Annotated in this window: 22 protein-coding genes and 1 other annotated feature; of the genes, 17 read left to right on the top strand and 5 right to left on the bottom strand. The window is 57.8% G+C overall.

What is annotated here, in order from left to right; all coding sequences use genetic code 11:
* Positions 1-23: 23 nt before the first annotated feature.
* Positions 24-2,435 carry a DNA topoisomerase (ATP-hydrolyzing) subunit B gene (gyrB, locus tag HV355_RS11885; protein WP_089598329.1) on the top strand — a complete coding sequence of 804 codons (2,412 nt, stop codon included), beginning with the start codon at positions 24-26 and terminating at the stop codon, positions 2,433-2,435.
* Positions 2,436-2,469: 34 nt separating this feature from the next.
* Here gyrB and HV355_RS11880 read toward each other — a convergent pair whose 3' ends face one another.
* Positions 2,470-3,405 (bottom strand): LysR family transcriptional regulator, encoded by a 936-nt coding sequence (locus HV355_RS11880; protein WP_182402013.1) that lies wholly within the window; start codon positions 3,403-3,405, stop codon positions 2,470-2,472.
* A gap of 110 nt (positions 3,406-3,515) precedes the next feature.
* On the opposite strand from HV355_RS11880, the gene HV355_RS11875 reads away from it, so the two are divergent.
* The 8 genes from HV355_RS11875 (at position 3,516) to HV355_RS11840 (ending at position 11,739) form a co-directional block, all read left to right on the top strand.
* The gene (locus HV355_RS11875) at positions 3,516-4,541 is read left to right on the top strand and encodes an NAD(P)-dependent alcohol dehydrogenase (RefSeq protein WP_182402011.1); all 1,026 of its coding nucleotides are present in this window, start codon (positions 3,516-3,518) and stop codon (positions 4,539-4,541) included.
* A 115-nt stretch (positions 4,542-4,656) separates the two neighbouring features.
* Positions 4,657-5,469, top strand: coding sequence for a sugar-phosphatase (yidA, locus tag HV355_RS11870; protein WP_172701413.1), 813 nt, complete (start codon positions 4,657-4,659; stop codon positions 5,467-5,469).
* A gap of 226 nt (positions 5,470-5,695) precedes the next feature.
* A complete protein-coding gene (gene dgoR, locus HV355_RS11865) occupies positions 5,696-6,385 on the top strand; it encodes a D-galactonate utilization transcriptional regulator DgoR (protein WP_003861109.1) in 690 nt (229 codons plus the stop codon).
* On the top strand, positions 6,382-7,260 hold the full coding sequence (locus HV355_RS11860) for a 2-dehydro-3-deoxygalactonokinase (protein ID WP_182402009.1): 879 nt from the start codon (positions 6,382-6,384) through the stop codon (positions 7,258-7,260). Before dgoR ends, HV355_RS11860 begins: the two co-directional genes overlap by 4 nt.
* Entirely contained in the window at positions 7,244-7,861 is a 618-nt protein-coding gene (locus HV355_RS11855; protein ID WP_042714333.1) for a 2-dehydro-3-deoxy-6-phosphogalactonate aldolase, read from the top strand. Before HV355_RS11860 ends, HV355_RS11855 begins: the two co-directional genes overlap by 17 nt.
* Entirely contained in the window at positions 7,858-9,006 is a 1,149-nt protein-coding gene (dgoD, locus tag HV355_RS11850; protein ID WP_174340309.1) for a galactonate dehydratase, read from the top strand. Before HV355_RS11855 ends, dgoD begins: the two co-directional genes overlap by 4 nt.
* 114 nt (positions 9,007-9,120) lie before the next feature.
* On the top strand, positions 9,121-10,458 hold the full coding sequence (locus HV355_RS11845) for an MFS transporter (protein ID WP_108417245.1): 1,338 nt from the start codon (positions 9,121-9,123) through the stop codon (positions 10,456-10,458).
* 51 nt (positions 10,459-10,509) lie between these two features.
* A complete protein-coding gene (locus HV355_RS11840) occupies positions 10,510-11,739 on the top strand; it encodes a DUF3748 domain-containing protein (protein WP_182402007.1) in 1,230 nt (409 codons plus the stop codon).
* On the opposite strand, the gene HV355_RS11835 is transcribed toward HV355_RS11840, so the two are convergent.
* Complete coding sequence (locus HV355_RS11835) at positions 11,736-12,068, bottom strand: YceK/YidQ family lipoprotein (protein WP_010426547.1); 333 nt, start codon at positions 12,066-12,068, stop codon at positions 11,736-11,738. The two genes, HV355_RS11840 and HV355_RS11835, sit on opposite strands and share 4 nt — an antisense overlap.
* 247 nt (positions 12,069-12,315) lie before the next feature.
* Positions 12,316-12,387 (top strand) — a sequence feature (ROSE (Repression Of Heat Shock gene Expression) occurs in the 5'-region of heat shock genes and acts as an RNA thermometer to modulate expression.).
* Here HV355_RS11835 and ibpA point away from each other — a divergent pair.
* From ibpA to HV355_RS11820, 3 genes are all read left to right on the top strand, one after another.
* Positions 12,381-12,791 (top strand): small heat shock chaperone IbpA, encoded by a 411-nt coding sequence (gene ibpA, locus HV355_RS11830; RefSeq protein ID WP_008500162.1) that lies wholly within the window; start codon positions 12,381-12,383, stop codon positions 12,789-12,791. Its footprint overlaps the feature before it by 7 nt.
* A gap of 136 nt (positions 12,792-12,927) precedes the next feature.
* A complete protein-coding gene (gene ibpB, locus HV355_RS11825) occupies positions 12,928-13,356 on the top strand; it encodes a small heat shock chaperone IbpB (RefSeq protein WP_059311582.1) in 429 nt (142 codons plus the stop codon).
* A 215-nt stretch (positions 13,357-13,571) separates the two neighbouring features.
* Positions 13,572-15,233: a putative transporter gene (locus HV355_RS11820; protein WP_120159005.1), complete on the top strand. Its 1,662-nt coding sequence runs from the start codon at positions 13,572-13,574 to the stop codon at positions 15,231-15,233.
* Here HV355_RS11820 and HV355_RS11815 read toward each other — a convergent pair.
* The gene (locus HV355_RS11815; RefSeq protein ID WP_024907387.1) at positions 15,201-15,947 is read right to left on the bottom strand and encodes a GntR family transcriptional regulator; all 747 of its coding nucleotides are present in this window, start codon (positions 15,945-15,947) and stop codon (positions 15,201-15,203) included. The genes HV355_RS11820 and HV355_RS11815 overlap by 33 nt on opposite strands.
* A gap of 221 nt (positions 15,948-16,168) precedes the next feature.
* Here HV355_RS11815 and HV355_RS11810 point away from each other — a divergent pair, with 221 nt between their 5' ends.
* The 4 genes from HV355_RS11810 (at position 16,169) to HV355_RS11795 (ending at position 19,887) form a co-directional block, all read left to right on the top strand.
* On the top strand, positions 16,169-17,791 hold the full coding sequence (locus tag HV355_RS11810) for an alpha-glucoside-specific PTS transporter subunit IIBC (RefSeq protein WP_168980069.1): 1,623 nt from the start codon (positions 16,169-16,171) through the stop codon (positions 17,789-17,791).
* Positions 17,788-19,110 (top strand): 6-phospho-alpha-glucosidase, encoded by a 1,323-nt coding sequence (locus tag HV355_RS11805; protein ID WP_108417248.1) that lies wholly within the window; start codon positions 17,788-17,790, stop codon positions 19,108-19,110. Before HV355_RS11810 ends, HV355_RS11805 begins: the two co-directional genes overlap by 4 nt.
* Before the next feature lie 92 nt (positions 19,111-19,202).
* Positions 19,203-19,550: a YidH family protein gene (locus HV355_RS11800; protein WP_023309821.1), complete on the top strand. Its 348-nt coding sequence runs from the start codon at positions 19,203-19,205 to the stop codon at positions 19,548-19,550.
* Positions 19,540-19,887, top strand: coding sequence for a DUF202 domain-containing protein (locus HV355_RS11795; protein ID WP_120159003.1), 348 nt, complete (start codon positions 19,540-19,542; stop codon positions 19,885-19,887). Before HV355_RS11800 ends, HV355_RS11795 begins: the two co-directional genes overlap by 11 nt.
* A 32-nt stretch (positions 19,888-19,919) precedes the next feature.
* Here the strand turns inward: HV355_RS11795 and dsdA are convergent, their stop codons facing one another.
* On the bottom strand, positions 19,920-21,206 hold the full coding sequence (gene dsdA / locus HV355_RS11790) for a D-serine ammonia-lyase (RefSeq protein WP_182402005.1): 1,287 nt from the start codon (positions 21,204-21,206) through the stop codon (positions 19,920-19,922).
* 17 nt (positions 21,207-21,223) lie between these two features.
* Positions 21,224-22,561 (bottom strand): D-serine transporter DsdX, encoded by a 1,338-nt coding sequence (gene dsdX / locus HV355_RS11785; RefSeq protein WP_023309824.1) that lies wholly within the window; start codon positions 22,559-22,561, stop codon positions 21,224-21,226.
* A gap of 204 nt (positions 22,562-22,765) precedes the next feature.
* On the opposite strand from dsdX, the gene dsdC reads away from it, so the two are divergent.
* A complete protein-coding gene (dsdC, locus tag HV355_RS11780; protein WP_148400154.1) occupies positions 22,766-23,692 on the top strand; it encodes a DNA-binding transcriptional regulator DsdC in 927 nt (308 codons plus the stop codon).
* Positions 23,693-23,750: the final 58 nt, after the last annotated feature.

Below are 23,750 nucleotides of genomic sequence, written 5' to 3'. Positions count from 1 at the left end.
GTTGAAATGAGCGAGAAACGTTGATGTCGAATTCTTATGACTCCTCCAGTATCAAAGTCCTGAAAGGGCTGGATGCGGTGCGTAAGCGCCCGGGTATGTATATCGGCGACACGGATGACGGCACCGGTCTGCACCACATGGTATTCGAGGTGGTAGATAACGCTATCGACGAAGCGCTCGCGGGTCACTGTAAAGACATCGTGGTCACCATCCATGCGGACAACTCCGTCTCCGTCACCGATGATGGTCGTGGCATCCCAACCGGTATTCACCCGGAAGAGGGTGTATCTGCTGCGGAAGTGATCATGACCGTCCTGCACGCAGGCGGTAAGTTCGACGATAACTCCTATAAAGTTTCCGGCGGCCTGCACGGCGTAGGCGTCTCCGTGGTTAACGCCCTGTCGCAGAAGCTGGAGCTGGTTATTCAGCGCGAAGGCAAAATTCACCGTCAGCTGTATACTCACGGCGTGCCGCAGGCCCCGCTGGCCGTCACCGGCGATACCGACAAAACCGGTACCCTGGTACGTTTCTGGCCGAGCCATGAAACCTTCACCAACGTCACCGAATTCGAGTACGACATCCTGGCGAAACGCCTGCGCGAACTGTCGTTCCTGAACTCCGGCGTGTCTATTCGCCTGAAAGATAAGCGTGACGGCAAAGAAGACCACTTCCATTACGAAGGTGGTATCAAAGCGTTTGTTGAGTATCTGAACAAGAACAAAACGCCAATTCACCCGAATATCTTCTATTTCTCTACCGAAAAAGACGGTATCGGCGTGGAAGTGGCGCTGCAGTGGAACGACGGTTTCCAGGAAAACATCTACTGCTTCACCAACAACATTCCACAGCGTGACGGCGGTACGCACCTTGCGGGCTTCCGTGCGGCGATGACCCGTACCCTGAACGCCTACATGGACAAAGAAGGCTACAGCAAGAAAGCGAAAGTCAGCGCCACCGGTGACGACGCCCGTGAAGGCCTGATTGCCGTGGTTTCCGTGAAGGTGCCGGATCCGAAGTTCTCCTCACAGACCAAAGACAAGCTGGTCTCTTCTGAGGTGAAATCGGCGGTTGAGCAGCAGATGAACGAACTGCTGAGCGAATACCTGCTGGAAAACCCGTCCGACGCGAAAATCGTGGTGGGCAAAATTATCGATGCGGCGCGTGCCCGTGAAGCGGCGCGTAAAGCCCGTGAAATGACCCGTCGTAAAGGGGCGCTGGACTTAGCAGGCCTGCCGGGCAAACTGGCTGACTGCCAGGAGCGCGACCCGGCGCTGTCCGAACTGTACCTCGTGGAAGGGGACTCCGCGGGCGGTTCTGCGAAGCAGGGCCGTAACCGTAAGAACCAGGCGATCCTGCCGCTGAAGGGTAAAATCCTCAACGTTGAGAAAGCCCGTTTCGACAAGATGCTCTCTTCTCAGGAAGTGGCGACGCTCATCACCGCGCTGGGCTGCGGCATCGGCCGTGATGAGTACAACCCGGACAAGCTGCGCTACCACAGCATCATCATCATGACCGATGCGGACGTCGACGGCTCGCACATCCGTACGCTGCTGTTGACCTTCTTCTATCGTCAGATGCCTGAGATCGTTGAGCGTGGCCACGTCTACATTGCACAGCCGCCGCTGTACAAAGTGAAGAAAGGCAAGCAGGAACAGTACATTAAAGACGACGAAGCGATGGATCAGTACCAAATCGCGATCGCGCTTGATGGTGCGACCCTGCACGCGAACTCTCACGCCCCTGCACTGGCCGGTGAGCCGCTGGAGCGTCTGGTGTCCGAGTTCAACGCCACGCAGAAAATGATCACGCGTATGGAACGCCGTTATCCGAAAACGCTGCTGAAGGAGCTGGTTTATCAGCCAACCCTGACCGAAGCCGATCTGAGCGACGAGCAGACCGTGACCCGCTGGGTGAACGCTCTGGTGACCGATCTGAACGAGAAAGAGCAGCACGGCAGCATGTGGAAATGCGATATCCAGCAGAACGCCGATAAGCAGTTCGAGCCTATTATTCGCGTGCGTACCCACGGCGTTGATACCGACTACCCGCTGGAACACGAGTTTGTGACCGGTCCGGAATACCGCCGTATCTGCTCGCTCGGCGAGACGCTGCGCGGGCTGATCGAAGACGATGCGTTCATCGAACGTGGCGAACGTCGTCAGCCGGTAGCCAGCTTCGAGCAGGCGCTGGACTGGCTGGTGAAAGAGTCCCGTCGTGGCCTCGCGATCCAGCGCTATAAAGGTCTGGGCGAAATGAACCCGGACCAGCTGTGGGAAACCACCATGGATCCGGAAAGCCGTCGTATGCTGCGCGTGACCGTTAAAGACGCGATTGCTGCGGACCAGCTGTTCACGACCCTGATGGGCGACGCGGTTGAACCACGTCGTGCCTTCATCGAAGAGAACGCCCTGAAAGCGGCAAATATCGATATTTAATCGTCGTTATACCGCACGATAACTGGCCGCGCTTTTAGCGCGGCTTTTTTATGGGCGCAGGCATATCCAGCGACATCACGGACGGTAAACGGCTCGCCAGCGTATCTATCGCTATTCTTACCCTCAGCGGCAGATGCGGCGTCTGCTGCCACACCGCATGAACGTCGAAATGCACATCCGGTGCCTGCTTCAGGAGCGGGACGAGCTTACCCTGATGAATATCTTTGACGACCATCCAGCAGGGCAGCCATGCAATGCCGTGTCCGGCCAGCGCAGCGTCGCAGATCGCCTGCAAATCATCCATGTTGAGCGACGATCGGGGTGTAAAGGTGCGCGACGTTCCTTCGCTATCCATCAGCTGCCAGGGCAACACTCTGCCTGCGCGCAGATAGTTAATGGCCGTATGCTGGGGTAAATCATCAACGCTTTGTGGCTGGCCTTTCTTCTGCAGATACTCCGGCGCGGCGCACAGCACCATGCGGTGTTCCCCCAGCCTTCTGGCGACCAGCACGCTGCTGTCCTGAAGCGTGCCGTTCCGCACTGCCATATCAAACCCTTCCTCCACCAGATCCACCACGCGGTCGCTGAATGACATTTCAAGCTCAAGCCCGGGGTGTTCCTGCGCCAGCGCGATCAGCAGCGGGGCGACGCACTGGCGACCAAACAGCACCGGCATGGCAACGCGCAGGCGACCGCTGACCTGCTGTTTCCCGGTTTCAAGCAGCGATTCCGCACCCCGAATCTCCTCAAGCGCCCGCAGGCAGCGCTCATAAAAAAGCGCGCCGTTATCGGTCAGACTCTGGCTGCGGGTGGTGCGGTGAAACAGACGCACACCAAGCCGCTCCTCGAGGCGAGCGATGCTTTTTCCTACCGCCGAACGTGACAAATGCAGACGAATGGCGGCCTGCGCGAAACTTCCCGCCTCAACGGCGGCCACAAAAACAGGAATATCCTTCAGCGTATCGGTCATGGATTGTATCTATTCTGGCGTCAATGAAGAGAAAACTTATCGCCACTGGCGACGGTTAGTCAACGGTAGACTGTCAGGACTAAAGCTCATCTGATGGCAGGAGAAATAAAATGACAGAGACAATGCAACGCTGGTCCATGGACGCCCTCGGGCGCGAGAACCTCAAGCTGACTCAGGCACTCGTTCCACAGCCCGGCCCGGGTGAAGTGCGCGTGCGGGTGAATGCCGTTGCGCTTAACTATCGCGATAAAATGGTTGTTGAAGGCACAATGCCGATCCCGCTTTCCTTCCCGTTTACTCCGGCGTCTGACATGGCGGGCGTGGTGGACAGCATTGGTGAAGGTGTTACGCGTTTCAAACCCGGCGCACGCGTCATCTCAACCTTCTTCCCTGAGTGGATAGACGGTAAGCCGCAGGCGGACGCGCGTAATCTGCCCTATAAAACGTCCGGCGGATACTTCCAGGGCATGCTGTCCGAGTATGTGATTGTGAATGAAGACGCGCTGGTGGCCTCCCCGGAGACCCTGGATGACGCCGAGGCCAGCACGCTGCCCTGCGCAGGGCTTACCGCCTGGTTTGCGCTGGTGGAACGCGGCCAGCTGCGCGCCGGGCAATCGGTGCTGGTGCAGGGCACGGGCGGCGTGGCGCTCTTTGCTTTGCAAATCGCAAAAGCGCACGGCGCAGAGGTGTTTGTCACTTCGGGAAGCGATGAAAAACTGGCGCAGGCCAAAAAACTGGGGGCTAATCAGGGCATCAACCGTCTGAAGGGCGACTGGGCGGAAAATACGCTGGCGCTCACGCAGGATCGCGGCATCGACCATATTATCGAAACCGTAGGGGGAGAGAACCTGAAGCATTCCCTGCGCGCCGTTGCCGTTCACGGGCGTATCTCCGTGATTGGCGTGCTGGCCGGGACGGAGATTACGCTCTCAGCTGGTGAACTGCTGCTGAAATCCCCCGTCATTCAGGGGATTGGCGTAGGCCACCGCCGGGCGCTGGAAGATTTCGTCCGCGCCGTGGATGTGACCGGACTGAAACCTGTGATCGAACATCGCTACCGTTTTAACGAGCTTGAACAGGCGTTTGAACACCTCGATCGCGGCGCGTTTGGCAAAATCGTCCTTACTCGCGAGTAAGTCAGCGCTCCCCGGGATTTGCGTAAAAGGGGTATTTCTGTTGCGCAATGTAGCTCTATTTTTGTGGGCTTAATCGCGTTAGCATGAGGCAGCACTCATTTATCCCGGGGATCTCATGGCTATCAAACTCATTGCAATCGACATGGACGGCACGCTGCTGCTGCCAGACCACACCATCTCTCCAGCCGTTAAAAACGCGATCGCCGCCGCCCGCGCGAAGGGCGTGAATGTGGTCCTGACCACGGGCCGTCCGTATGCGGGCGTACACAGCTACCTGAAAGAGCTGCACATGAATCAGCCTGGTGACTACTGCATCACCTACAACGGTGCGCTGGTGCAGAAAGCCGCAGACGGCAGCACGGTGGCGCAAACCGCGCTGAACTATGATGACTACCTGTTCCTGGAAAAACTGTCCCGTGAAGTAGGGTCGCACTTCCACGCGCTCGATCGCAACACGCTGTACACCGCTAACCGCGACATCAGCTACTACACGGTGCATGAATCCTTTGTCGCGACGATCCCGCTGGTGTTCTGTGAAGCCGAGAAGATGGACCCGGCGACCCAGTTCCTGAAAGTGATGATGATCGACGAGCCTGAAATCCTGGATAAAGCCATCGCACGCATTCCGGCGGAGGTAAAAGAGAAGTACACCGTGCTAAAAAGCGCGCCATACTTCCTCGAAATCCTCGATAAACGCGTCAATAAAGGCACAGGCGTAAAATCGCTTGCTGATGCGCTGGGTATCAAACCGGAAGAGATCATGGCGCTGGGTGACCAGGAAAACGACATCGCGATGATTGAGTTCGCGGGCATGGGCGTGGCGATGGATAACGCCATTCCGTCGGTGAAAGAAGTGGCCAACTTCGTGACCAAATCCAACCTGGAAGACGGCGTTGCCCACGCGATCGAGAAATTTGTGTTGCAGTAACGCTTATTTTTAATCATCAGCCTCGGTTATCAACTGGGGCTTTTTTTTGCACTGAATTTATTGAATTGTTCTTTTTGTGATCTTGATTGTAGTACAACATTAAGTGATTGTACTACATTACCACCACAGCAAAGACGAACTCCCTCACGTTTGTACTGCAAAAGTGAGGTGAAATTCAGCGGTCGCGGTAAAGTAGTGATGGACATACAGAGCACAAGGACTCTCCATGACTCTCAATAAAACCGATCGCATCGTCATCACGCTGGGCACCCAGATTGTGGGGGGCAAATACGTTCCCGGTTCACCGCTGCCAGCAGAGGCCGAACTGTGCGAAGAGTTTGAAACCTCGCGCAACATCATCCGGGAAGTATTCCGCTCGCTGATGGCGAAGCGGCTGATTGAAATGAAACGGTACCGCGGCGCGTTTGTTGCCCCGCGCAACCAGTGGAATTACCTCGATACCGACGTTCTGCAGTGGGTGCTGGAAAACGACTACGACCCAAGGCTTATCGGTGCGATGAGCGAGGTACGAAACCTGGTTGAACCGGCCATCGCCCGCTGGGCGGCGGAGCGCGCAACGTCCGGCGATTTGGCGCAGATTGAGTCGGCTTTAAACGACATGATCGCCAATAACCAGAACCGGGAAGCGTTTAACGAGGCGGATATTCGCTACCACGAAGCGGTGCTGCAGTCGGTGCATAACCCGGTATTACAGCAGCTTAGCGTGGCGATCAGCTCGCTACAGCGAGCAGTATTTGAACGTACCTGGATGGGCGATGAGGCCAACATGCCGAAAACGCTCCAGGAACATAAAGCGCTGTTCGATGCGATACGGCATCAGGATGGCGATGCGGCAGAGCAGGCGGCACTTACCATGATCGCCAGCTCGACACGAAGGCTGAAGGAAATCACATGACATCTCGCTACATCGCAATTGACTGGGGATCGACCAATCTGCGCGCCTGGCTTTATAAGGGCGAGCAGTGCCTGGAGAGCAGGCAATCAGAAGCAGGCGTGACGCGCCTGAACGGTAAATCCCCCGAGGCGGTGTTAGCAGAGGTCACACAAAACTGGCGCGATAGCGCCACGCCGGTGGTCATGGCGGGTATGGTCGGCAGTAACGTAGGCTGGAAAGTCGCGCCTTATCTGCCGGTTCCCGCCCACTTCTCCGCTATTGGCGAGCAGTTAACGTCCGTTGGCGACAATATCTGGATTATTCCCGGCTTGTGCGTCTCTCGCGACGATAACCACAACGTGATGCGCGGCGAAGAGACGCAGCTGCTTGGCGCGCGCACGCTTTCTCCTTCTTCTGTCTACATCATGCCTGGAACGCACTGCAAGTGGGTCCAGGCTGATGCTGAGCAAATCCACGATTTTCGCACCGTGATGACCGGCGAGCTGCACCATTTGCTGCTCAACCACTCGCTGGTGGGAGCCGGTTTGCCGGAGCAAGAAGCCTCGTCACAGGCGTTTGCTGCCGGGCTTGACCGTGGGATCGCTTCTCCTGATGTTTTGCCGCAGCTTTTTGAGGTTCGCGCCTCGCACGTGCTGGGAAATCTCCCGCGCGAGCAGGTCAGCGAATTTCTCTCCGGCCTGCTGATTGGCGCAGAAGTCGCCAGCATGCGTGATTTCATCGCGCACGAGCAGGCCGTCACCCTTGTCGCCGGCGCATCGCTGACGTCGCGCTACGAGCAGGCGTTCCGCGCCGTTGGGTGTGATGTTGCAACGGTATCCGGCGACACGGCATTTCAGGCAGGAATAAGGAGCATCGCTCATGCAGTGGCAAACTGATCTTCCCCTTATCGCGATTTTGCGCGGCATCACGCCCGATGAGGCGTTAGCCCACGTCGGTGCGGTTATCGACGCCGGATTCGACGCGGTTGAAATCCCGCTCAACTCGCCGGAGTGGGAAAAAAGCATTCCGGCCGTGGTGGAGGCGTTCGGTGAGAAGGCGCTGATTGGCGCAGGCACCGTGCTGCACCCGGAGCAGGTGGATGAACTGGCGAAAATGGGCTGCAAGCTTATCGTCACGCCCAACATTCAGCCTGAGGTGATCCGCCGCGCGGTGGGTTACGGCATGACCGTCTGCCCGGGATGCGCCACCGCCACGGAAGCCTTTACTGCCCTCGATGCGGGCGCGCAGTCGCTCAAAATTTTCCCGTCGTCGGCCTTTGGCCCTGACTACATCAAAGCCCTGAAAGCGGTCTTACCCGCCAGCGTGCCGGTCTTTGCCGTGGGCGGCGTAACGCCAGAAAACCTGGGCCAGTGGATGAGCGCGGGCTGTGTGGGCGCGGGGCTGGGCAGCGATCTGTATCGCGCCGGGCAGTCCGTGGAACGTACCGCACAGCAGGCAGCAGCATTTGTGAAAGCGTATCGAGAGGCAGTGAAATGAAAATAACCAAACTCACCACGTACCGTTTACCCCCGCGCTGGATGTTCCTGAAAATCGAAACCGATGAAGGCGTTGTAGGTTGGGGCGAACCGGTAATTGAAGGACGCGCGCGCACCGTTGAAGCGGCGGTTCACGAGCTGGGTGAATACCTGATTGGTCAGGATCCGGCGCGCATCAACGACCTGTGGCAGGTGATGTACCGCGCGGGCTTCTACCGCGGGGGACCGATTCTGATGAGCGCCATCGCCGGTATCGACCAGGCGCTGTGGGATATCAAAGGCAAAGTGCTGGACGCGCCGGTCTGGCAGCTGATGGGCGGCCTGGTGCGGGACAAAATTAAAGCCTACAGCTGGGTCGGCGGCGACCGTCCTGCGGAAGTGATCGACGGCATCACGCAGCTGCGCAACATTGGCTTTGATACCTTCAAGCTCAACGGCTGCGAAGAGATGGGCATTATCGACAACTCGCGTGCGGTGGATCGCGCGGTGAATACCGTGGCGCAAATCCGTGAAGCCTTCGGCAACGAGATCGAGTTTGGTCTGGACTTCCACGGCCGCGTCAGCGCGCCGATGGCCAAAGTGCTGATTAAAGAGCTGGAGCCGTATCGCCCGCTGTTTATCGAAGAGCCGGTGCTGGCAGAGCAGGCGGAATACTATCCGAAACTGGCTGAACAGACGCACATTCCCATCGCGGCGGGGGAACGCATGTTCTCGCGCTTCGAGTTCAAGCGCGTGCTCGAAGCGGGCGGCATTGCGATCCTGCAACCGGACCTCTCCCACGCGGGCGGCATCACCGAATGCTACAAAATTGCCGGAATGGCAGAAGCCTACGATGTGGCGCTGGCGCCGCACTGCCCGCTCGGGCCGATCGCGCTGGCAGCCTGTCTGCATGTGGACTTTGTCTCCCGCAACGCCGTGTTCCAGGAACAGAGCATGGGGATTCACTATAACAAGGGCGCGGAGCTGCTCGATTTTGTGAAAAACAAAGAAGACTTCAGCATGGAAGGCGGTTTCTTTAAACCGTTAACGAAGCCGGGCCTTGGCGTAGAAATTGACGAAGCCAAAGTTATTGAGCTCAGTAAAAACGCGCCAGACTGGCGCAACCCGCTATGGCGTCATGAGGACGGTTCCGTAGCCGAATGGTAAAGCCGGATGGCGCTACGCTTATCCGGCCTACTCTCCCGTAGGCCCGGTAAGCGAAGCGCCACCGGGCAATAAAAACGTACATACAAAAATATAACCCTCTGTAAATTACAGGGCATGGTGAGCGGCTTCGCTATGCCCAAAATCTGGAGACAGATTGCGATGGATATTCCAGTTACTGCTGCAAAAACCGGGCGTCGCCGCTACCTGACGCTAATCATGATCTTTATTACCGTGGTCATTTGCTATGTCGACCGCGCCAACCTTGCCGTGGCATCGGCTCATATTCAGGAAGAGTTTGGCATCACCAAAGCGGAAATGGGCTACGTCTTCTCGGCGTTTGCCTGGCTGTATACGCTCTGCCAGATCCCCGGCGGCTGGTTCCTTGACCGCGTGGGTTCACGTCTGACCTACTTTATCGCCATTTTCGGCTGGTCCGTGGCGACGCTGTTCCAGGGCTTCGCGACCGGGCTGATGTCGCTGATTGGCCTGCGCGCGATCACTGGGGTTTTCGAAGCGCCCGCCTTTCCCACCAATAACCGCATGGTGACCAGCTGGTTCCCGGAACATGAGCGCGCTTCTGCCGTCGGCTTTTACACCTCCGGGCAGTTTGTTGGCCTGGCGTTCCTGACGCCGCTGCTGATCTGGATCCAGGAGCTGCTGAGCTGGCATTGGGTGTTCATCGTCACCGGTGGGATTGGCATTATCTGGTCGCTGATCTGGTTCAAGGTTTACCAGCCGCCGCGTCTGACCAAAAGCATCACCAAAGCCGAGCTGGACTACATCCGCGACGGCGGTGGCCTGGTGGATGGCGATGCGCCGGTGAAAAAAGAGGCGCGCCAGCCGCTAACCAAAGCGGACTGGAAGCTGGTCTTCCACCGTAAGCTGGTGGGCGTGTATCTGGGCCAGTTCGCTGTGACCTCCACGCTGTGGTTCTTCCTGACCTGGTTCCCGAACTATCTGACCCAGGAAAAGGGCATCACGGCGCTGAAAGCGGGCTTTATGACCACCGTGCCGTTCCTCGCGGCGTTTTTCGGCGTGCTGCTCTCCGGCTGGCTGGCCGATAAGCTGGTGAAAAAAGGCTACTCGCTGGGCGTGGCGCGTAAAACGCCGATTATCTGCGGGCTGCTGATCTCAACCTGCATCATGGGTGCCAACTACACCAACGATCCGGTGTGGATTATGACCCTGATGGCGGTGGCGTTCTTCGGTAACGGTTTCGCCTCTATCACCTGGTCGCTGGTGTCGTCCCTCGCGCCGATGCGGCTGATTGGCCTGACCGGCGGCGTGTTCAACTTTGTCGGCGGGCTCGGCGGGATCACCGTACCGCTGGTCATCGGCTATCTGGCGCAGGACTACGGCTTCGGCCCGGCGCTGGTCTACATCTCTGCTGTGGCGCTGATCGGCGCGCTCTCCTACATCCTGCTGGTGGGCGATGTGAAACGAGTAGGCTAATCCCTACGGATGTTTTACCCTGATGCACTCACCGTGCATCAGGGTATCCTCATGAAACAAATCACCTTCGCTCCCCGTAACCATCAGCTCACCAATATTAATACCTGGACGCCGGACAGCCAGTGGCTGGTCTACGACGTACGCCCGTCTGGTGCGTCATTTACCGGCGAAACCATTGAGCGGGTCAATGTCGCTACGGGTGAGGTGGAGGTGATCTATCGCGCCACTGACGGCGCGCATGTTGGCGTGGTGACCGTTCATCCCGCACAGGAAAAATACGTCTTTATCCACGGCCCGAAAAAACCGGATGCAGACTGGCACTATGATTTTCATCATCGTCAGGGAGTCATTGCCTGTAACGGTCAGGTGAGCAATCTTGACGCGATGGATATCACTGCGCCCTACACCGCAGGCGCGCTGCGCGGCGGCAGCCATGTGCACGTCTTTAGCCCGAACGGGCAGCTCGTCAGCTTCACCTATAACGACCACGTGCTGCACGAGCGCGATCCGAAGCTCGATTTACGCAACGTCGGCGTGGCTGCGCCTTTCGGCCCGGTGAACCCGCAGGGGAATCATCCGCGTGAATATCCGGGAACCTTCTGGAGCGTGCTGGTCAGCCGCACCACGCCCAACCCACAGCCGGGCAGCGATGAAATCAACCGTGCCTATGAAGAGGGCTGGGTAGGCAACGACAGGCTGGCGTTTATCGGCGACACGCTGTCTGAAAAGGGCGAAAAAGTACCCGAGCTGTTTATTGTCGCGTTACCGCAGGACGAGCAGGGCTGGAAACGAGCGGGTGATGCACCGCTCCAGGGAACGCCAGAGACGCTGCCAGCGCCACCTGCCGGGGTGATGCAGCGTCGATTGACCTTCACTCACCAGAACCGTTATCCGGGGCTGGTGAACGTGCCGCGCCACTGGGTACGCAGTAATCCGCAGGGGACGCAGATTGCCTTTCTGATGCGTGATGAAAACGGTACGGTTCAGCTGTGGTTAATCTCGCCCGAGGGCGGCGAGCCGCGCCAGTTAACCCATACGGAGAGCGGGATTCAGTCTGCGTTCAACTGGCACCCTTCCGGGAACATGCTGGGGTGTGTGCTTGAAAACCGGATCGCCTGCTGCGACGCGCAGACCGGAGAGGTGACGTTTTTGACGTCCGATCGCGGCAATCCACCGTCTGCGGATGCGGTCGTGTTCTCGCCTGACGGGCGCTCTATCGCCTGGATGGAAGAGACGGACGGTTTCCGCCAGCTGTGGCTAACGGAAACCGCTGAGGACTAACGCGGGGGCATTGCAGCGGGCGGGATGACGGCGTTGGTCGCCAGATTTTCCTGCTCGCTTTTCTCAACGCGTGAGCGCACGGAACTGTCCGTGCGGAACATGTCCCACGGGAGTAGCAGCGTATCGGCGACTGCCGTGAAAGGCATATCCAGGATAACCAGAGATTTGGTTCCCCAGTTTGTGTCGTCATCGGAAATCATGGCCGCACTGGCGCGCGTCCCCGGATATGTTCCTTCTTTACCGCCGGTGTGAGACATCACGCTCGAGCACCCGCAAAGTAATACCACCCCGCTGAACGCTGTCAGCTTTATCAGAACATTTTTCATCATCACTCAGTCATCGTTAATAACACTGCATCGACCTGCAACTCAGGGTTATAGCGGGCCTTACCCTAAATGAATAGCCCGAAAACCCCGCACTGTGGCAGCCATCGCAATTTAACTCTTTGTGCTGTTGTCCCAGTCTAAGCGACAACCCGCAAAGTGCAAAAAAATCTCACATCAATACGCTTGAAAAGCCCGTATCCAGACCCATTTTAAGAATGTGGCCGATAACGAACTCGCCTGATGGGTGTTCGGGGGCACAAAGGCCTGTCCATGGTGGAAGGCTACATTTTCTCGCTGATTTCAGGAGTTTTATTTATGCGTAACTTCGATCTTTCTCCGCTATACCGTTCTGCAATTGGTTTTGACCGCCTGTTTAACCATTTAGAAAATAACCAAAGCCAGAGCAACGGCTACCCTCCATACAATGTTGAGCTGGTTGACGAAAACCACTACCGCATCGCTATTGCCGTCGCCGGTTTTGCAGAAAACGAACTGGAGATCACCGCGCAGGACAACCTGCTGGTGGTGAAAGGTTCCCATACGGCCGAGCAGAAAGAACGTACCTACCTTTATCAGGGCATCGCCGAGCGCAACTTTGAACGCAAGTTCCAGTTAGCCGAGAACATTCACGTTAAAGGCGCGAACCTGGTTAACGGCCTGCTGTTTATCGAACTGGAACGTGTGATTCCGGAAGAGAAAAAACCGCGCCGTATCGAAATTAACTAATTACGCGGGTCGCGTGAGCGGCCCACCCAGAATTGCTTGCCGTAACGGGAGCATATGCGAATCCATCAGGATTTGCAGGAACAACTGCGCACAAAATTAAACTGTGCCGAACTCGCTTCTCAGAAGGAGATTAAGTATGCGTAACTACGATTTATCCCCCCTGCTGCGTCAGTGGATTGGTTTTGACAAACTGGCTAACGCCCTGCAAAGCAGCAATGAGCAACAGACGTTTCCGCCGTACAATATCGAAAAAAGCGACGATAACCACTATCGCATCACCCTTGCGCTGGCCGGCTTCCGCCAGGACGATCTGGATATTCAGCTTGAAGGCACGCGTCTGACCGTGAAAGGGACGCCGGAAAAACAAGAGACCGAGACCAAATGGCTGCATCAGGGGCTGGTTAATCAGCCGTTTAGCCTGAGCTTTACCCTGGCAGACCATATGGAAGTGTCCGGCGCGACGTTTACCAACGGGCTGCTGCATATCGACCTGCTCCGCAACGTGCCGGAAGCCATCGCGCCGCAGCGTATCGCCATTAGCGAGCGTCCGGCGTTGAATAGTTAACTCACTTTTTTGCCGGGTGGCGGCTATGCCTTACCCGGCCTACAAATCCTGCCGTTCCTGTAGGTCGGGTAAGGCGCAGCCGCTACCCGACAATACTCACAGACTGCACGAAGCCCTGCCCCGGCAGGGCTTTTTTGTGCGCCATCGCCCATACAATCGCATCCGGCTCTGAGAGAATCCTTAGCATAACTAAGGTTATGCACAGGAAGTGGATCATGAGTGATATCGCGTTAACCGTCAGCGTGTTGGCCCTGGTCGCTGTTGTTGGCCTGTGGATAGGGAATATCAAAATACGTGGCGTCGGGTTTGGGATTGGCGGGGTGCTGTTTGGCGGCATTTTTGTCGGGCACTTTGCCGACCAGCTCGGGCTGGTCCTCAGCGCCGAAATGCTCCACTTTACTCAAGAGTTCGGCCTGATCCTCTTCGTTTATACCATCGGTATTCAGGTCGGGCCGGGCTTTTTTGCTTCACTTCGGGTCTCCGGATTGCGACTCAATCTGTTTGCCCTCGGCATTGTGGTGATGGGCGGGCTGGTCACCGCAATTCTGCACAAAATCTTCGATATCCCGCTGCCCGTGGTGTTGGGCATTTTCTCCGGGGCGGTCACCAACACGCCAGCGCTCGGCGCGGGCCAGCAAATCCTGCGCGATTTGGGTATCGAACCCGGCATCGTCGACCAGATGGGGATGAGCTACGCCATGGCCTATCCGTTTGGGATTTGCGGCATTCTGCTCTCCATGTGGCTGGTGCGGGTGTTGTTTCGCGTCAACGTTGAAAAAGAGGCGATGGATCATGAAACCACGCTCACCAACGGTCATATGCCGATCAAAACCATCAATATTCGCGTCGATAACCCCAACCTGAACAATATGGCGATTCAGGACGTGCCGATCCTCAACAGCGCTAACATCATCTGCTCCCGCCTTAAGCGTGACGATATGCTGATGGTACCCGCGCCCGGCACCGTCATTCAGCAGGGCGATCTGCTGCACCTGGTCGGTCAGCCCGGCGATTTAAACAACGCCCGTCTGGTGATTGGGCAGGAAGTGGATACATCGCTCTCAACCCGCGGCACCGATATGCGCGTCGAGCGCGTTGTCGTGACCAATGAAAAGGTGTTGGGCAAGAAAATACGCGATCTGCAGGTGAAAGAGCGCTATGACGTGGTGATCTCCCGCCTTAACCGTGCGGGTGTCGAACTGGTTGCCAGCCAGGACGCCAGCCTGCAGTTCGGGGATATCCTCAACCTGGTCGGTCGCCCGTCGTCCATCGACGCCGTGGCGGATATGGTGGGTAACGCCCAGCAAAAACTGCAGCAGGTGCAGATGCTGCCGGTGTTTATCGGCATCGGGCTCGGCGTGCTGCTCGGCTCTATTCCTGTGTACGTGCCGGGCTTCCCGGTGGCGCTCAAGCTGGGTCTGGCGGGCGGGCCGCTGATTATGGCGCTGATCCTCGGGCGTATCGGCTGTATCGGGAAGCTCTACTGGTTTATGCCGCCGAGCGCCAACCTGGCGCTGCGCGAGCTGGGCATCGTGCTGTTCCTGGCGGTGGTCGGGCTGAAATCCGGTGGAGATTTTGTCGATACCCTGGTCAAGGGTGAAGGGATGAGCTGGGTCGGCTACGGCATATTCATCACGGCGATCCCGCTGCTGACGGTGGGAATACTGGCGCGGATGTTCGCCAAAATGAACTACCTGACCCTGTGCGGGATGCTGGCGGGCTCCATGACCGATCCGCCCGCGCTGGCCTTTGCCAACAACCTGCACGCCACCAGCGGCGCGGCCGCGCTCTCCTATGCCACCGTCTATCCGCTGGTGATGTTCCTGCGCATCATCACCCCGCAGCTACTGGCGGTGCTGTTCTGGGGGATGAGCTAGCAGGTCGTCCGGGTGGATGCGCCGCAGATGGTAGTCCACCTGGTAATCACTGGTATTGCGGAACATCACGGAATAATTGAGGAACTCGCCGCTGTCGCTGTAGGAGAGAGAGGTAATGCGCAGCAGTGGCGTCTGTTCCGGCAGGTTCATATAACCGGCCAGCGTTTTATCTGCCAGCACCGGCGTCAGGCTCTCATAGTTGCCGCTGATGGTGATCCCACATTCCTTCTCGATGTAATCAAACTTAGACCCCTCAAGATGCGCCAGCGAGAGGTTGCGGAACAGCTTCACCGGCATAAAGCTGTCCTCCAGCATCAGCGGCTTCCCGTCCACGTAGCGCACCCGCCGGGAAAAATAGATCCGCTCATCCACCTGAATCCGCAGTTGGCTGGCGATGGCGGGCGGGGCGGGCATCACTTCGAACTGCAGCACCTTACTCTGCACCTCTTTTCCCTGCTGACGCAGCACCTCCACCAGCCCGGTCAGGTTGGTGGTTTCGTGGTGGACGTCTTTGCGCGACACAAAGGTTCCGCTGCCGTGCCGCCGCTCAACCAACCCCCAACTCACCAGCAGATCCAGCGCCTTGCGGATGGTCATTCGCGCCACGCCAAACTCCTGCGCCAGCGCTTTTTCGCCCGGCAGCGGGCTGCCGATGTTGTAGTCCGATGAATTCAGCCGCAGCCGCAATCTGTCGGCGATAGATTTGTAGATCACCAGTAGACCTCTCTGCCCTTATTAGCGCGTGGATTGTGTTCTGACATGTCCATGTTTACCGCTAAAAGTAGACCTGATTGGTCAAAATAAAACCATGAATGGGATCACGAATCGCAGCGGCACGCCATGTTCGCGCATCAGTAAGTTCTTATGCTCACCTCAGGCCAGCAAAAAACCATAAAGGCCTCTACCCCTACAGGTTGTTTCATGAGGATTAAAAAATGCTCAGTCAAATACAACGTTTTGGCGGTGCCATGTTTACCCCGGTGTTGCTGTTTCCGTTCGCCGGGATCGTGGTGGGAATCGCCATCATGCTTCGCAACCCGCTGTTTGTTGGCGAAGCCTTAACCGCCCCCGATCATCTTTTCGCGCAGATCGTTCACATCATTGAAGAGGGCGGCTGGGCGGTGTTTCGCAATATGCCGCTGATTTTTGCCGTCGGCCTGCCGATTGGCCTGGCGAAGCAGGCGCAGGGCCGCGCCTGTCTGGCGGTGCTGATTAGCTTCCTGACCTGGAACTACTTCATTAACGCGATGGGGATGACCTGGGGCCACTTCTTTGGCGTCGATTTCTCCGCCGAACCGACGGCGGGTAGCGGGTTGGCGATGATTGCCGGGATCAAAACGCTCGATACCAGCATCATCGGCGCCATTGTGATTTCAGGCATCGTCACCGCCATCCACAACCGCTACTTCGACAAGCCGCTGCCGGTCTTTCTGGGGATTTTCCAGGGCAGCTCCTTCGTCGTTATCCTCGCGTTCTTCGTCATGATCCCCTGCGCCTGGCTGACGCTGCTGGGCTGGCCGAAAGTGCAGATGGGCATCGAGTCCCTGCAGGCGTTCCTGCGCTCTGCCGGTGCGCTGGGCGTGTGGGTGTATACCTTCCTGGAACGCATTCTGATCCCAACCGGATTGCACCACTTCGTCTACGGTCCGTTTATCTTCGGCCCGGCGGCGGTAGAAGGCGGCATTCAGGTCTACTGGGCGCAGCACCTTCAGGAATTCAGCCAAAGCACCCTGCCGCTGAAAACCCTCTTCCCGGAAGGCGGGTTCGCGCTGCACGGCAACTCAAAAGTGTTTGGCTCGGTGGGGATTGCATTCGCTATCTGGTACACCGCGTCGCCGGAAAACCGCGTCAAGGTGGCGGGCCTGCTGGTCCCGGCTACGCTCACCGCCGTGCTGGTGGGCATCACTGAACCCCTCGAATTCACCTTCCTGTTTATTTCGCCGCTGCTGTTTGCCGTGCACGCCGTGCTGGCAGCCACCATGGCAACGGTGATGTACGCCTTCGGCGTGGTCGGGAACATGGGCGGCGGCCTGCTGGACCAGTTCCTGCCGCAAAACTGGATCCCGATGTTCCATAACCACGCCTCGACGGTATTCACCCAGATCGGCATCGGCGTCTGCTTCACCGGGATCTACTTCGTGGTCTTCAAAACGCTGATCGAACGTCTGAACCTGAAAACGCCGGGCCGGGAAGAGAGCGAAATCAAACTCTACAGCAAGGCCGACTATAAGGCGGCGCGCGGGCAAACCACCGCCCCGGCAGCGGCCAGCCAGCAGGTCGGGCAGGCTGCCGGGTTCCTTCAGGCGCTCGGCGGCGCGGCGAACATCGAAAGCATCAACAACTGCGCCACCCGCTTGCGTATCGCCCTGGTCGATATGGCGAAAACCCAAAGCGATGACGTCTTCAAAGCCCTCGGCGCCCACGGCGTGGTGCGACGCGGCAACGGCATTCAGGTGATTGTCGGCCTGCACGTTCCTCAGGTGCGTGACCAGCTGGAATCGCTGATGAAAACTCCTTTAACAAATGAACAAACCACCCTGACAGAGGCTATATCATGAAAAAATTCTCAGTTGTCATTGCAGGCGGCGGCAGCACCTTTACGCCTGGTATCGTCCTGATGCTGTTAGCCAACCGTGACCGTTTCCCGCTGCGCGCCCTGAAATTTTATGACAACGACGGCGCACGTCAGGAAACCATCGCCGAAGCGTGCAAAATCATCCTCAGGGAGCAGGCGCCGGAGATTGAGTTCAGCTACACCACCGATCCTAAAGCGGCGTTTAGCGATGTGGATTTCGTGATGGCGCATATCCGCGTGGGCAAATACCCGATGCGTGAAAAAGATGAAAAAATTCCGCTGCGCCACGGCGTGCTGGGCCAGGAAACCTGCGGACCTGGCGGGATTTCCTACGGCATGCGCTCTATCGGCGGCGTGCTGGAGCTGGTGGACTATATGGAGCAGTACTCCCCGAACGCGTGGATGCTGAACTACTCCAACCCGGCGGCGATTGTCGCGGAAGCCACGCGCCGCCTGCGCCCGAACGCCAAAATCCTCAACATCTGCGATATGCCGATCGGCATTGAAGGGCGCATGGCGCAGATTGTCGGCCTCAAGGACCGCAAAGAGATGCGCGTGCGCTACTACGGCCTGAACCACTTCGGCTGGTGGACGTCGATTGAAGACCTGAACGGCAACGATCTTATGCCGAAACTGCGCGAATACGTGGCGAAAAACGGCTATGTTCCGCCTTCGGAAGATGCGCATACCGAAGCGAGCTGGAACGATACCTTTGCCAAAGCAAAAGACGTGCAGGCGCTGGATCCGGACACCATGCCGAACACCTACCTGAAGTATTACCTGTTCCCGGACTACGTGGTCGCGCATTCCAACCCGGAACGCACCCGCGCCAATGAGGTCATGGATCACCGTGAGAAGCACGTGTTCAGTTCCTGCCGGGCGATTATCGAGGCGGGAAAATCCTCCGCCGGCGAGCTGGAAATCGACGAACACGCGTCGTACATCGTCGATCTGGCAACCGCGATTGCCTTCAACACCCAGGAGCGGATGCTGCTGATTGTGCCAAACAACGGGGCCATCCATAACTTCGATGCCGACGCGATGGTGGAGATCCCGTGCCTGGTGGGCCATAACGGACCGGAGCCGCTCACGGTGGGCGATATTCCACACTTCCAGAAAGGGCTGATGAGCCAGCAGGTGGCGGTGGAAAAACTGGTGGTGGATGCCTGGGAGCAGCGCTCGTACCAGAAACTCTGGCAGGCTATCACCCTGTCGAAAACCGTGCCGAGCGCGTCCGTCGCGAAAGCGATTCTGGATGATCTGATCGAGGCCAACAAAGCATACTGGCCAGAGCTGCATTAATCGTCCTGACCGGCATCGCCCGATGCCGGTCTCCTTGTCCTTGTCGATTTACGCTATGCTGAAGCCTGCCCGTAGCACGACAAGGAACCTTCATGAAAATTTCCCGCCTCGGTGAAGCGCCGGACTACCGCTTCTCTCTGGCTAATGAACGCACTTTTTTAGCGTGGATCCGCACCGCGCTGGGCTTTCTTGCCGCAGGGGTGGGCCTCGATCAGCTCGCGCCGGATTTCGCCACGCCGCTGATCCGTGAAGTGCTGGCGCTGCTGCTGTGCCTGTTCGCGGGCGTGCTGGCGATTTATGGCTACCTGCGCTGGCTGCGCAATGAGAAGGCGATGCGTCTGAAGCAGGATCTGCCCTATACGCGCGGGCTGTTGATTATCAGCACGATTCTGCTGACGGTGGCGGGCGTGGTAATGGTGCTGGTGTTCTATGGCGGATAGCCGCAAAGCGCGACGCGAAGCGGACCCCGGCCTGCAGCCAGAGCGGACGTCGCTCGCGTGGCTGCGAACGCTGCTGGGGTATGGCGCGCTGATTGCCCTGGCGATTAAGCACAACTGGCACCGGACGGGGGTGCCATTCTGGATCTCAGTGGTTGTGCTGGCGCTGGTGGCTATCATTTTATGGCGCTATACCCGCAGCCGTAACCTGATGGACGTGGCGCAGAATGACTTTGTACAGCCGAAGGCGGTGCGGGATAAGTTCCTCATCGCCCTGGCCGTGCTATCGCTGTCACTGCTGTTTGCGGTAACCCACATTCAACAAATTTTGCAGCTGTAAGCCGGGTAAGGCGCAGCCGCCACCCGGCATAATTACTTCCCTTTAGCCAGATACTTCGCCATCTCGTCTTCCGGCACCATCCCGCCGCCGGTCGCCCACACCAGGTGGGTAACGTTGGTATGCGAATGAACGCGCACCGGCCCGGCCATGCCTGCCAGCGCCGACGGTTCCAGACGGATCCCTTCCTCCTGCGCCAGCCAGCCGAGCATGTCGTACATGCTCTGGTCGGAAAGCGTATAGAACCCGTCGAGCAGGCGCTCCATCGCGCGGCCCACGAAGCCGGAGGCGCGTCCTACCGCCAGGCCGTCCGCTGCCGTCACGTTATCAATGCCCAGATCCTGCACGGCAATCTCATCGTGCAGGCCGGTGTAGACGCCCAGCAGCATGCACGGTGAGTGCGTTGGCTCCGCGAAGAAGCAGTGAACGTTATCGCCAAAGGCCAGCTTCAGGCCAAACGCCACGCCGCCAGGGCCGCCGCCGACGCCGCACGGCAGGTAGACGTACAGCGGATGCTCCGCATCCACTACCCGGCCCTGTTCGGCAAACTGCGCCTTCAGGCGCTCGCCTGCAACGGCGTAGCCCAGGAACAGGGTGCGGGAGTTTTCATCATCGATAAAGAAACAGTTCGGATCGCTTTCCGCCGCTTTTCGTCCCTGCTCTACCGCCACGCCGTAATCCTGCTCATATTCCACGACGATGACGCCGTGGCTGCGCAGTTTGGCTTTCTTCCACTCGCGGGCGTCGGCAGACATATGTACCGTCACCTTAAAGCCGATGCATGCGCTCATAATGCCGATGGACATCCCAAGGTTGCCGGTTGAGCCTACCGCAATGCTGTACTGGCTGAAGAAGTCCTTAAAGCGCGGCTCCAGCAGAATGCTGTAGTCGTCGTCGATGCTCAGCAACCCGGCTTCCAGCGCCAGTTTTTCCGCATGGGTCAGCACCTCATAGATGCCACCGCGCGCTTTAATCGAGCCGGAAATCGGCAGATGGCTGTCTTTTTTCAGCAGCAGGGTGCCGGGAATGGCCTTGCCGGACGTTTTCTCCAGCCGCTTTTGCATCGCCGGAATGGCGACCAGTTCGGATTCGATAATCCCGCCCGTTGCCGCCGTTTCCGGGAAGGCTTTCGCCAGATACGGCGCGAAGCGGTTGAGGCGCGCGTGGGCGTCGTCCACGTCGGCTTTGGTCAGCCCGACATAGGGCAACCCTTCTGCAAGCGTCGTGGTGCGCGGGTTAAGCCAGGTGGTTTCTTTCAGGGCAACCAGATCCTCAACCAGAGGAAACTGTGCGGTTAAAGTAGTGATAGTTGCGTTTTCCATAGTACGTCTCTTCGCGCTCAGATAATGAAGGAAAGCAGGAATGTGCCGCCAAGTGCAAGCACCGAGGCGATAAAGGTCGCCGTCGTATAGTATTTGAAGGTCTCATTCAGGGTCGCGCCGCAGTATTGCTTCACCAGCCAGAAGAGAGAATCGGTCACGATCGTGCAGCCAATGGCGCCGGAACCGATGGCAATGGTGATGATCTCCGGGCTGACGTTCGGGTAGAGCGGCAGCATCGGCGCGACGATCGCCGTGGCGCCCATCATCGCGACCGTGGCGGAGCCGACGGCGGCATGCAGCACCAGCGCCACCAGCCAGGCGAGCAGGATAGGGTGCATGTGCAGGTTCGAGAGAATATGCGCCAGCGAGTCCGCCAGTCCGCTGGTTTTGAGAATGGCGTTAAACGCGCCGCCCGCGCCGATAATCAGCAAAATGTTGGCGATAGAGCCGAAGCCGTGCTCGGTGTGCGTCAGCATTGTGCCCATGCCCATATGCTGGCGGATCCCCAGCAGGTAGTAGGCAACAAACACGGCGATAAACATGGCGGTGATCGGGTTGCCGATAAACTCCAGCAGCGTATACAGCGTACCTTCTTTTGCCATATTCAGCTCGGCGATGGTTTTCACCAGCATCAGGGCAATCGGCAGCAGCACCGTGAACAGCGTGGCGCCCAGCGACGGCAGGGTGTGCTCTTCCCGCACCTTCAGGTCTGAAAATTCCGCCGGAACCGGTTTAAACGGCAGACGGTTGCCGAGCAGTTTCAGGAACAGCGGGCCGCCGACCAGAGAGGCCATCAGGCCCACCATCAAACCGTAAACAATGACCGTTCCGACGTCCGCGCCTAATTTATTGGTCACAAACAGCGCGGCCGGATGCGGCGGCACTACGCAGTGCACCGCCATCAGCGCGGTACAGAGCGGAATGGCCAGCTTGAGCAGCGACGTGTTGGTCTTTTTGGCGATGGAAAACGCCAGCGGGATCAGCAGTACTACGCCCACTTCCACAAACAGCGTAATGCCGCAGATAAGGCCCACCAGCACCATAATCACGTCCGCCGACAGCCAGCGGCAGCGCTGCAGTGCGATCCCGATGCGCTCGGCCGCGCCGGAGACTTCCATCATCTTGCCGAGAATGGTGCCCAGACCAATCACCGCCGCCAGGAAGCCCAGCGTACCGCCAATTCCGCTCTCGATGGCGTTCACCATATCCAGCGGGCTCATCCCCATCATCGCGCCGACGAAAAAGCTCGCCAGCAGCAGCGCGAGGAACGGGTGAAACTTCAGTTTTACGATGGTTAAAACAATCAACACAATGCTGACCAGCAGCGTTGCCACAACCCAGACCTGAGATCCCATATCTCACCTCACCCTTATGTCATCTGTGGGTATTGGACGAAAAAACGGCGTGGGCTGACAAACGATATAAATTGGCGTTCAGGTGAGCCAGATTGGATCAACTAAGTGACTGCGTTCTAAAAAGTGCACTTAACTCGTATTAGGTTCACATAAATTCATCCTTGAGCGGTATGCTGAGCGCAGATACCACGCGCGAGAATTGTGATGACCGATGCAAATGAAGCCAGAAACCGGCTGCTAAACGGCTGGCAGTTGTCGAAAATGTACACCTTTGAAGTGGCTGCCCGGCATGAGTCCTTCGCCCTGGCGGCGGCGGAGCTGTCGCTCAGCCCCAGCGCGGTGAGCCACCGCATTAACCTGCTGGAAGAGGAGCTGGGCATTCAGCTGTTTGTTCGCTCGCACCGTAAAGTCGAGCTGACGCAGGAAGGCAAGCGCGTTTACTGGACGCTAAAAACGTCCCTCGACACCCTGAATCAGGAGATCCTGGATATCAAAAACCAGGCGCTCTCCGGCACGCTGACGGTTTACTCCCGCCCGTCGATTGCCCAGTGCTGGCTGGTGCCCATGCTGGGGGACTTTACCCGCCGCTACCCGTCGATCTCACTCACCATCCTGACCGGCAATGATTACGTTAATATGCAGCGAACGGGCGTCGATCTGGCGCTCTATTTCGACGATACGCCGCCAAACCACCTCTCACATCACTTCCTGATGGACGAGGAGATTCTGCCCGTCTGCTCGCCGCAGTATGCCCGCGAGCATGAACTGCTGAAAAACCCCGAGAACCTCAGCCACTGCACGCTGCTGCACGACCGTCAGGCCTGGAGCAATGATTCCGGTACGGATGAGTGGCTGAGCTGGGCGCAGCACTTTGCGGTGAATATGCCGCCATCGTCGGGCATTGGCTTTGATCGTTCCGATTTAGCGATTATTGCGGCCATCAACCACGTAGGCGTCGCGATGGGGAGAAAGCGGCTGGTGCAGAAACGGCTCGAACGGGGCGAGCTTATCGCCCCGTTTGGTGAAAAGACCCTGAAATGCCATCAGCACTACTATATCTCGACGCTTTCTGGCCGTCAGTGGCCGAAAATAGATGCCTTTATCGGCTGGCTGAAAGAGCTGGCAGGTTGACGAATTATTACGCTTTCGCTCTACACCAAATGTGAAAAAGCGTGCTAAATACAGGTAA

Origin of the sequence: Enterobacter sp. RHBSTW-01064 (assembly GCF_014103035.1) — a bacterium.
Classification (GTDB): Bacteria; Pseudomonadota; Gammaproteobacteria; order Enterobacterales; family Enterobacteriaceae; genus Enterobacter; species Enterobacter mori.
This window is presented reverse-complemented; position numbering and strand designations above follow the sequence as displayed.

Bases quoted from the DNA above. Each gene is read 5' to 3' on its own strand.
- gyrB (WP_089598329.1), top strand. From the start codon at position 24: ATGTCGAATTCTTATGACTCCTCCAGTATCAAAGTCCTGAAAGGGCTG.
- HV355_RS11880 (WP_182402013.1), bottom strand. From the start codon at position 3,405: ATGACCGATACGCTGAAGGATATTCCTGTTTTTGTGGCCGCCGTTGAG.
- HV355_RS11875 (WP_182402011.1), top strand. From the start codon at position 3,516: ATGACAGAGACAATGCAACGCTGGTCCATGGACGCCCTCGGGCGCGAG.
- yidA (WP_172701413.1), top strand. From the start codon at position 4,657: ATGGCTATCAAACTCATTGCAATCGACATGGACGGCACGCTGCTGCTG.
- dgoR (WP_003861109.1), top strand. From the start codon at position 5,696: ATGACTCTCAATAAAACCGATCGCATCGTCATCACGCTGGGCACCCAG.
- HV355_RS11860 (WP_182402009.1), top strand. From the start codon at position 6,382: ATGACATCTCGCTACATCGCAATTGACTGGGGATCGACCAATCTGCGC.
- HV355_RS11855 (WP_042714333.1), top strand. From the start codon at position 7,244: ATGCAGTGGCAAACTGATCTTCCCCTTATCGCGATTTTGCGCGGCATC.
- dgoD (WP_174340309.1), top strand. From the start codon at position 7,858: ATGAAAATAACCAAACTCACCACGTACCGTTTACCCCCGCGCTGGATG.
- HV355_RS11845 (WP_108417245.1), top strand. From the start codon at position 9,121: ATGGTGAGCGGCTTCGCTATGCCCAAAATCTGGAGACAGATTGCGATG.
- HV355_RS11840 (WP_182402007.1), top strand. From the start codon at position 10,510: ATGAAACAAATCACCTTCGCTCCCCGTAACCATCAGCTCACCAATATT.
- HV355_RS11835 (WP_010426547.1), bottom strand. From the start codon at position 12,068: ATGATGAAAAATGTTCTGATAAAGCTGACAGCGTTCAGCGGGGTGGTA.
- ibpA (WP_008500162.1), top strand. From the start codon at position 12,381: ATGCGTAACTTCGATCTTTCTCCGCTATACCGTTCTGCAATTGGTTTT.
- ibpB (WP_059311582.1), top strand. From the start codon at position 12,928: ATGCGTAACTACGATTTATCCCCCCTGCTGCGTCAGTGGATTGGTTTT.
- HV355_RS11820 (WP_120159005.1), top strand. From the start codon at position 13,572: ATGAGTGATATCGCGTTAACCGTCAGCGTGTTGGCCCTGGTCGCTGTT.
- HV355_RS11810 (WP_168980069.1), top strand. From the start codon at position 16,169: ATGCTCAGTCAAATACAACGTTTTGGCGGTGCCATGTTTACCCCGGTG.
- HV355_RS11805 (WP_108417248.1), top strand. From the start codon at position 17,788: ATGAAAAAATTCTCAGTTGTCATTGCAGGCGGCGGCAGCACCTTTACG.
- HV355_RS11800 (WP_023309821.1), top strand. From the start codon at position 19,203: ATGAAAATTTCCCGCCTCGGTGAAGCGCCGGACTACCGCTTCTCTCTG.
- HV355_RS11795 (WP_120159003.1), top strand. From the start codon at position 19,540: ATGGCGGATAGCCGCAAAGCGCGACGCGAAGCGGACCCCGGCCTGCAG.
- dsdA (WP_182402005.1), bottom strand. From the start codon at position 21,206: ATGGAAAACGCAACTATCACTACTTTAACCGCACAGTTTCCTCTGGTT.
- dsdX (WP_023309824.1), bottom strand. From the start codon at position 22,561: ATGGGATCTCAGGTCTGGGTTGTGGCAACGCTGCTGGTCAGCATTGTG.
- dsdC (WP_148400154.1), top strand. From the start codon at position 22,766: ATGACCGATGCAAATGAAGCCAGAAACCGGCTGCTAAACGGCTGGCAG.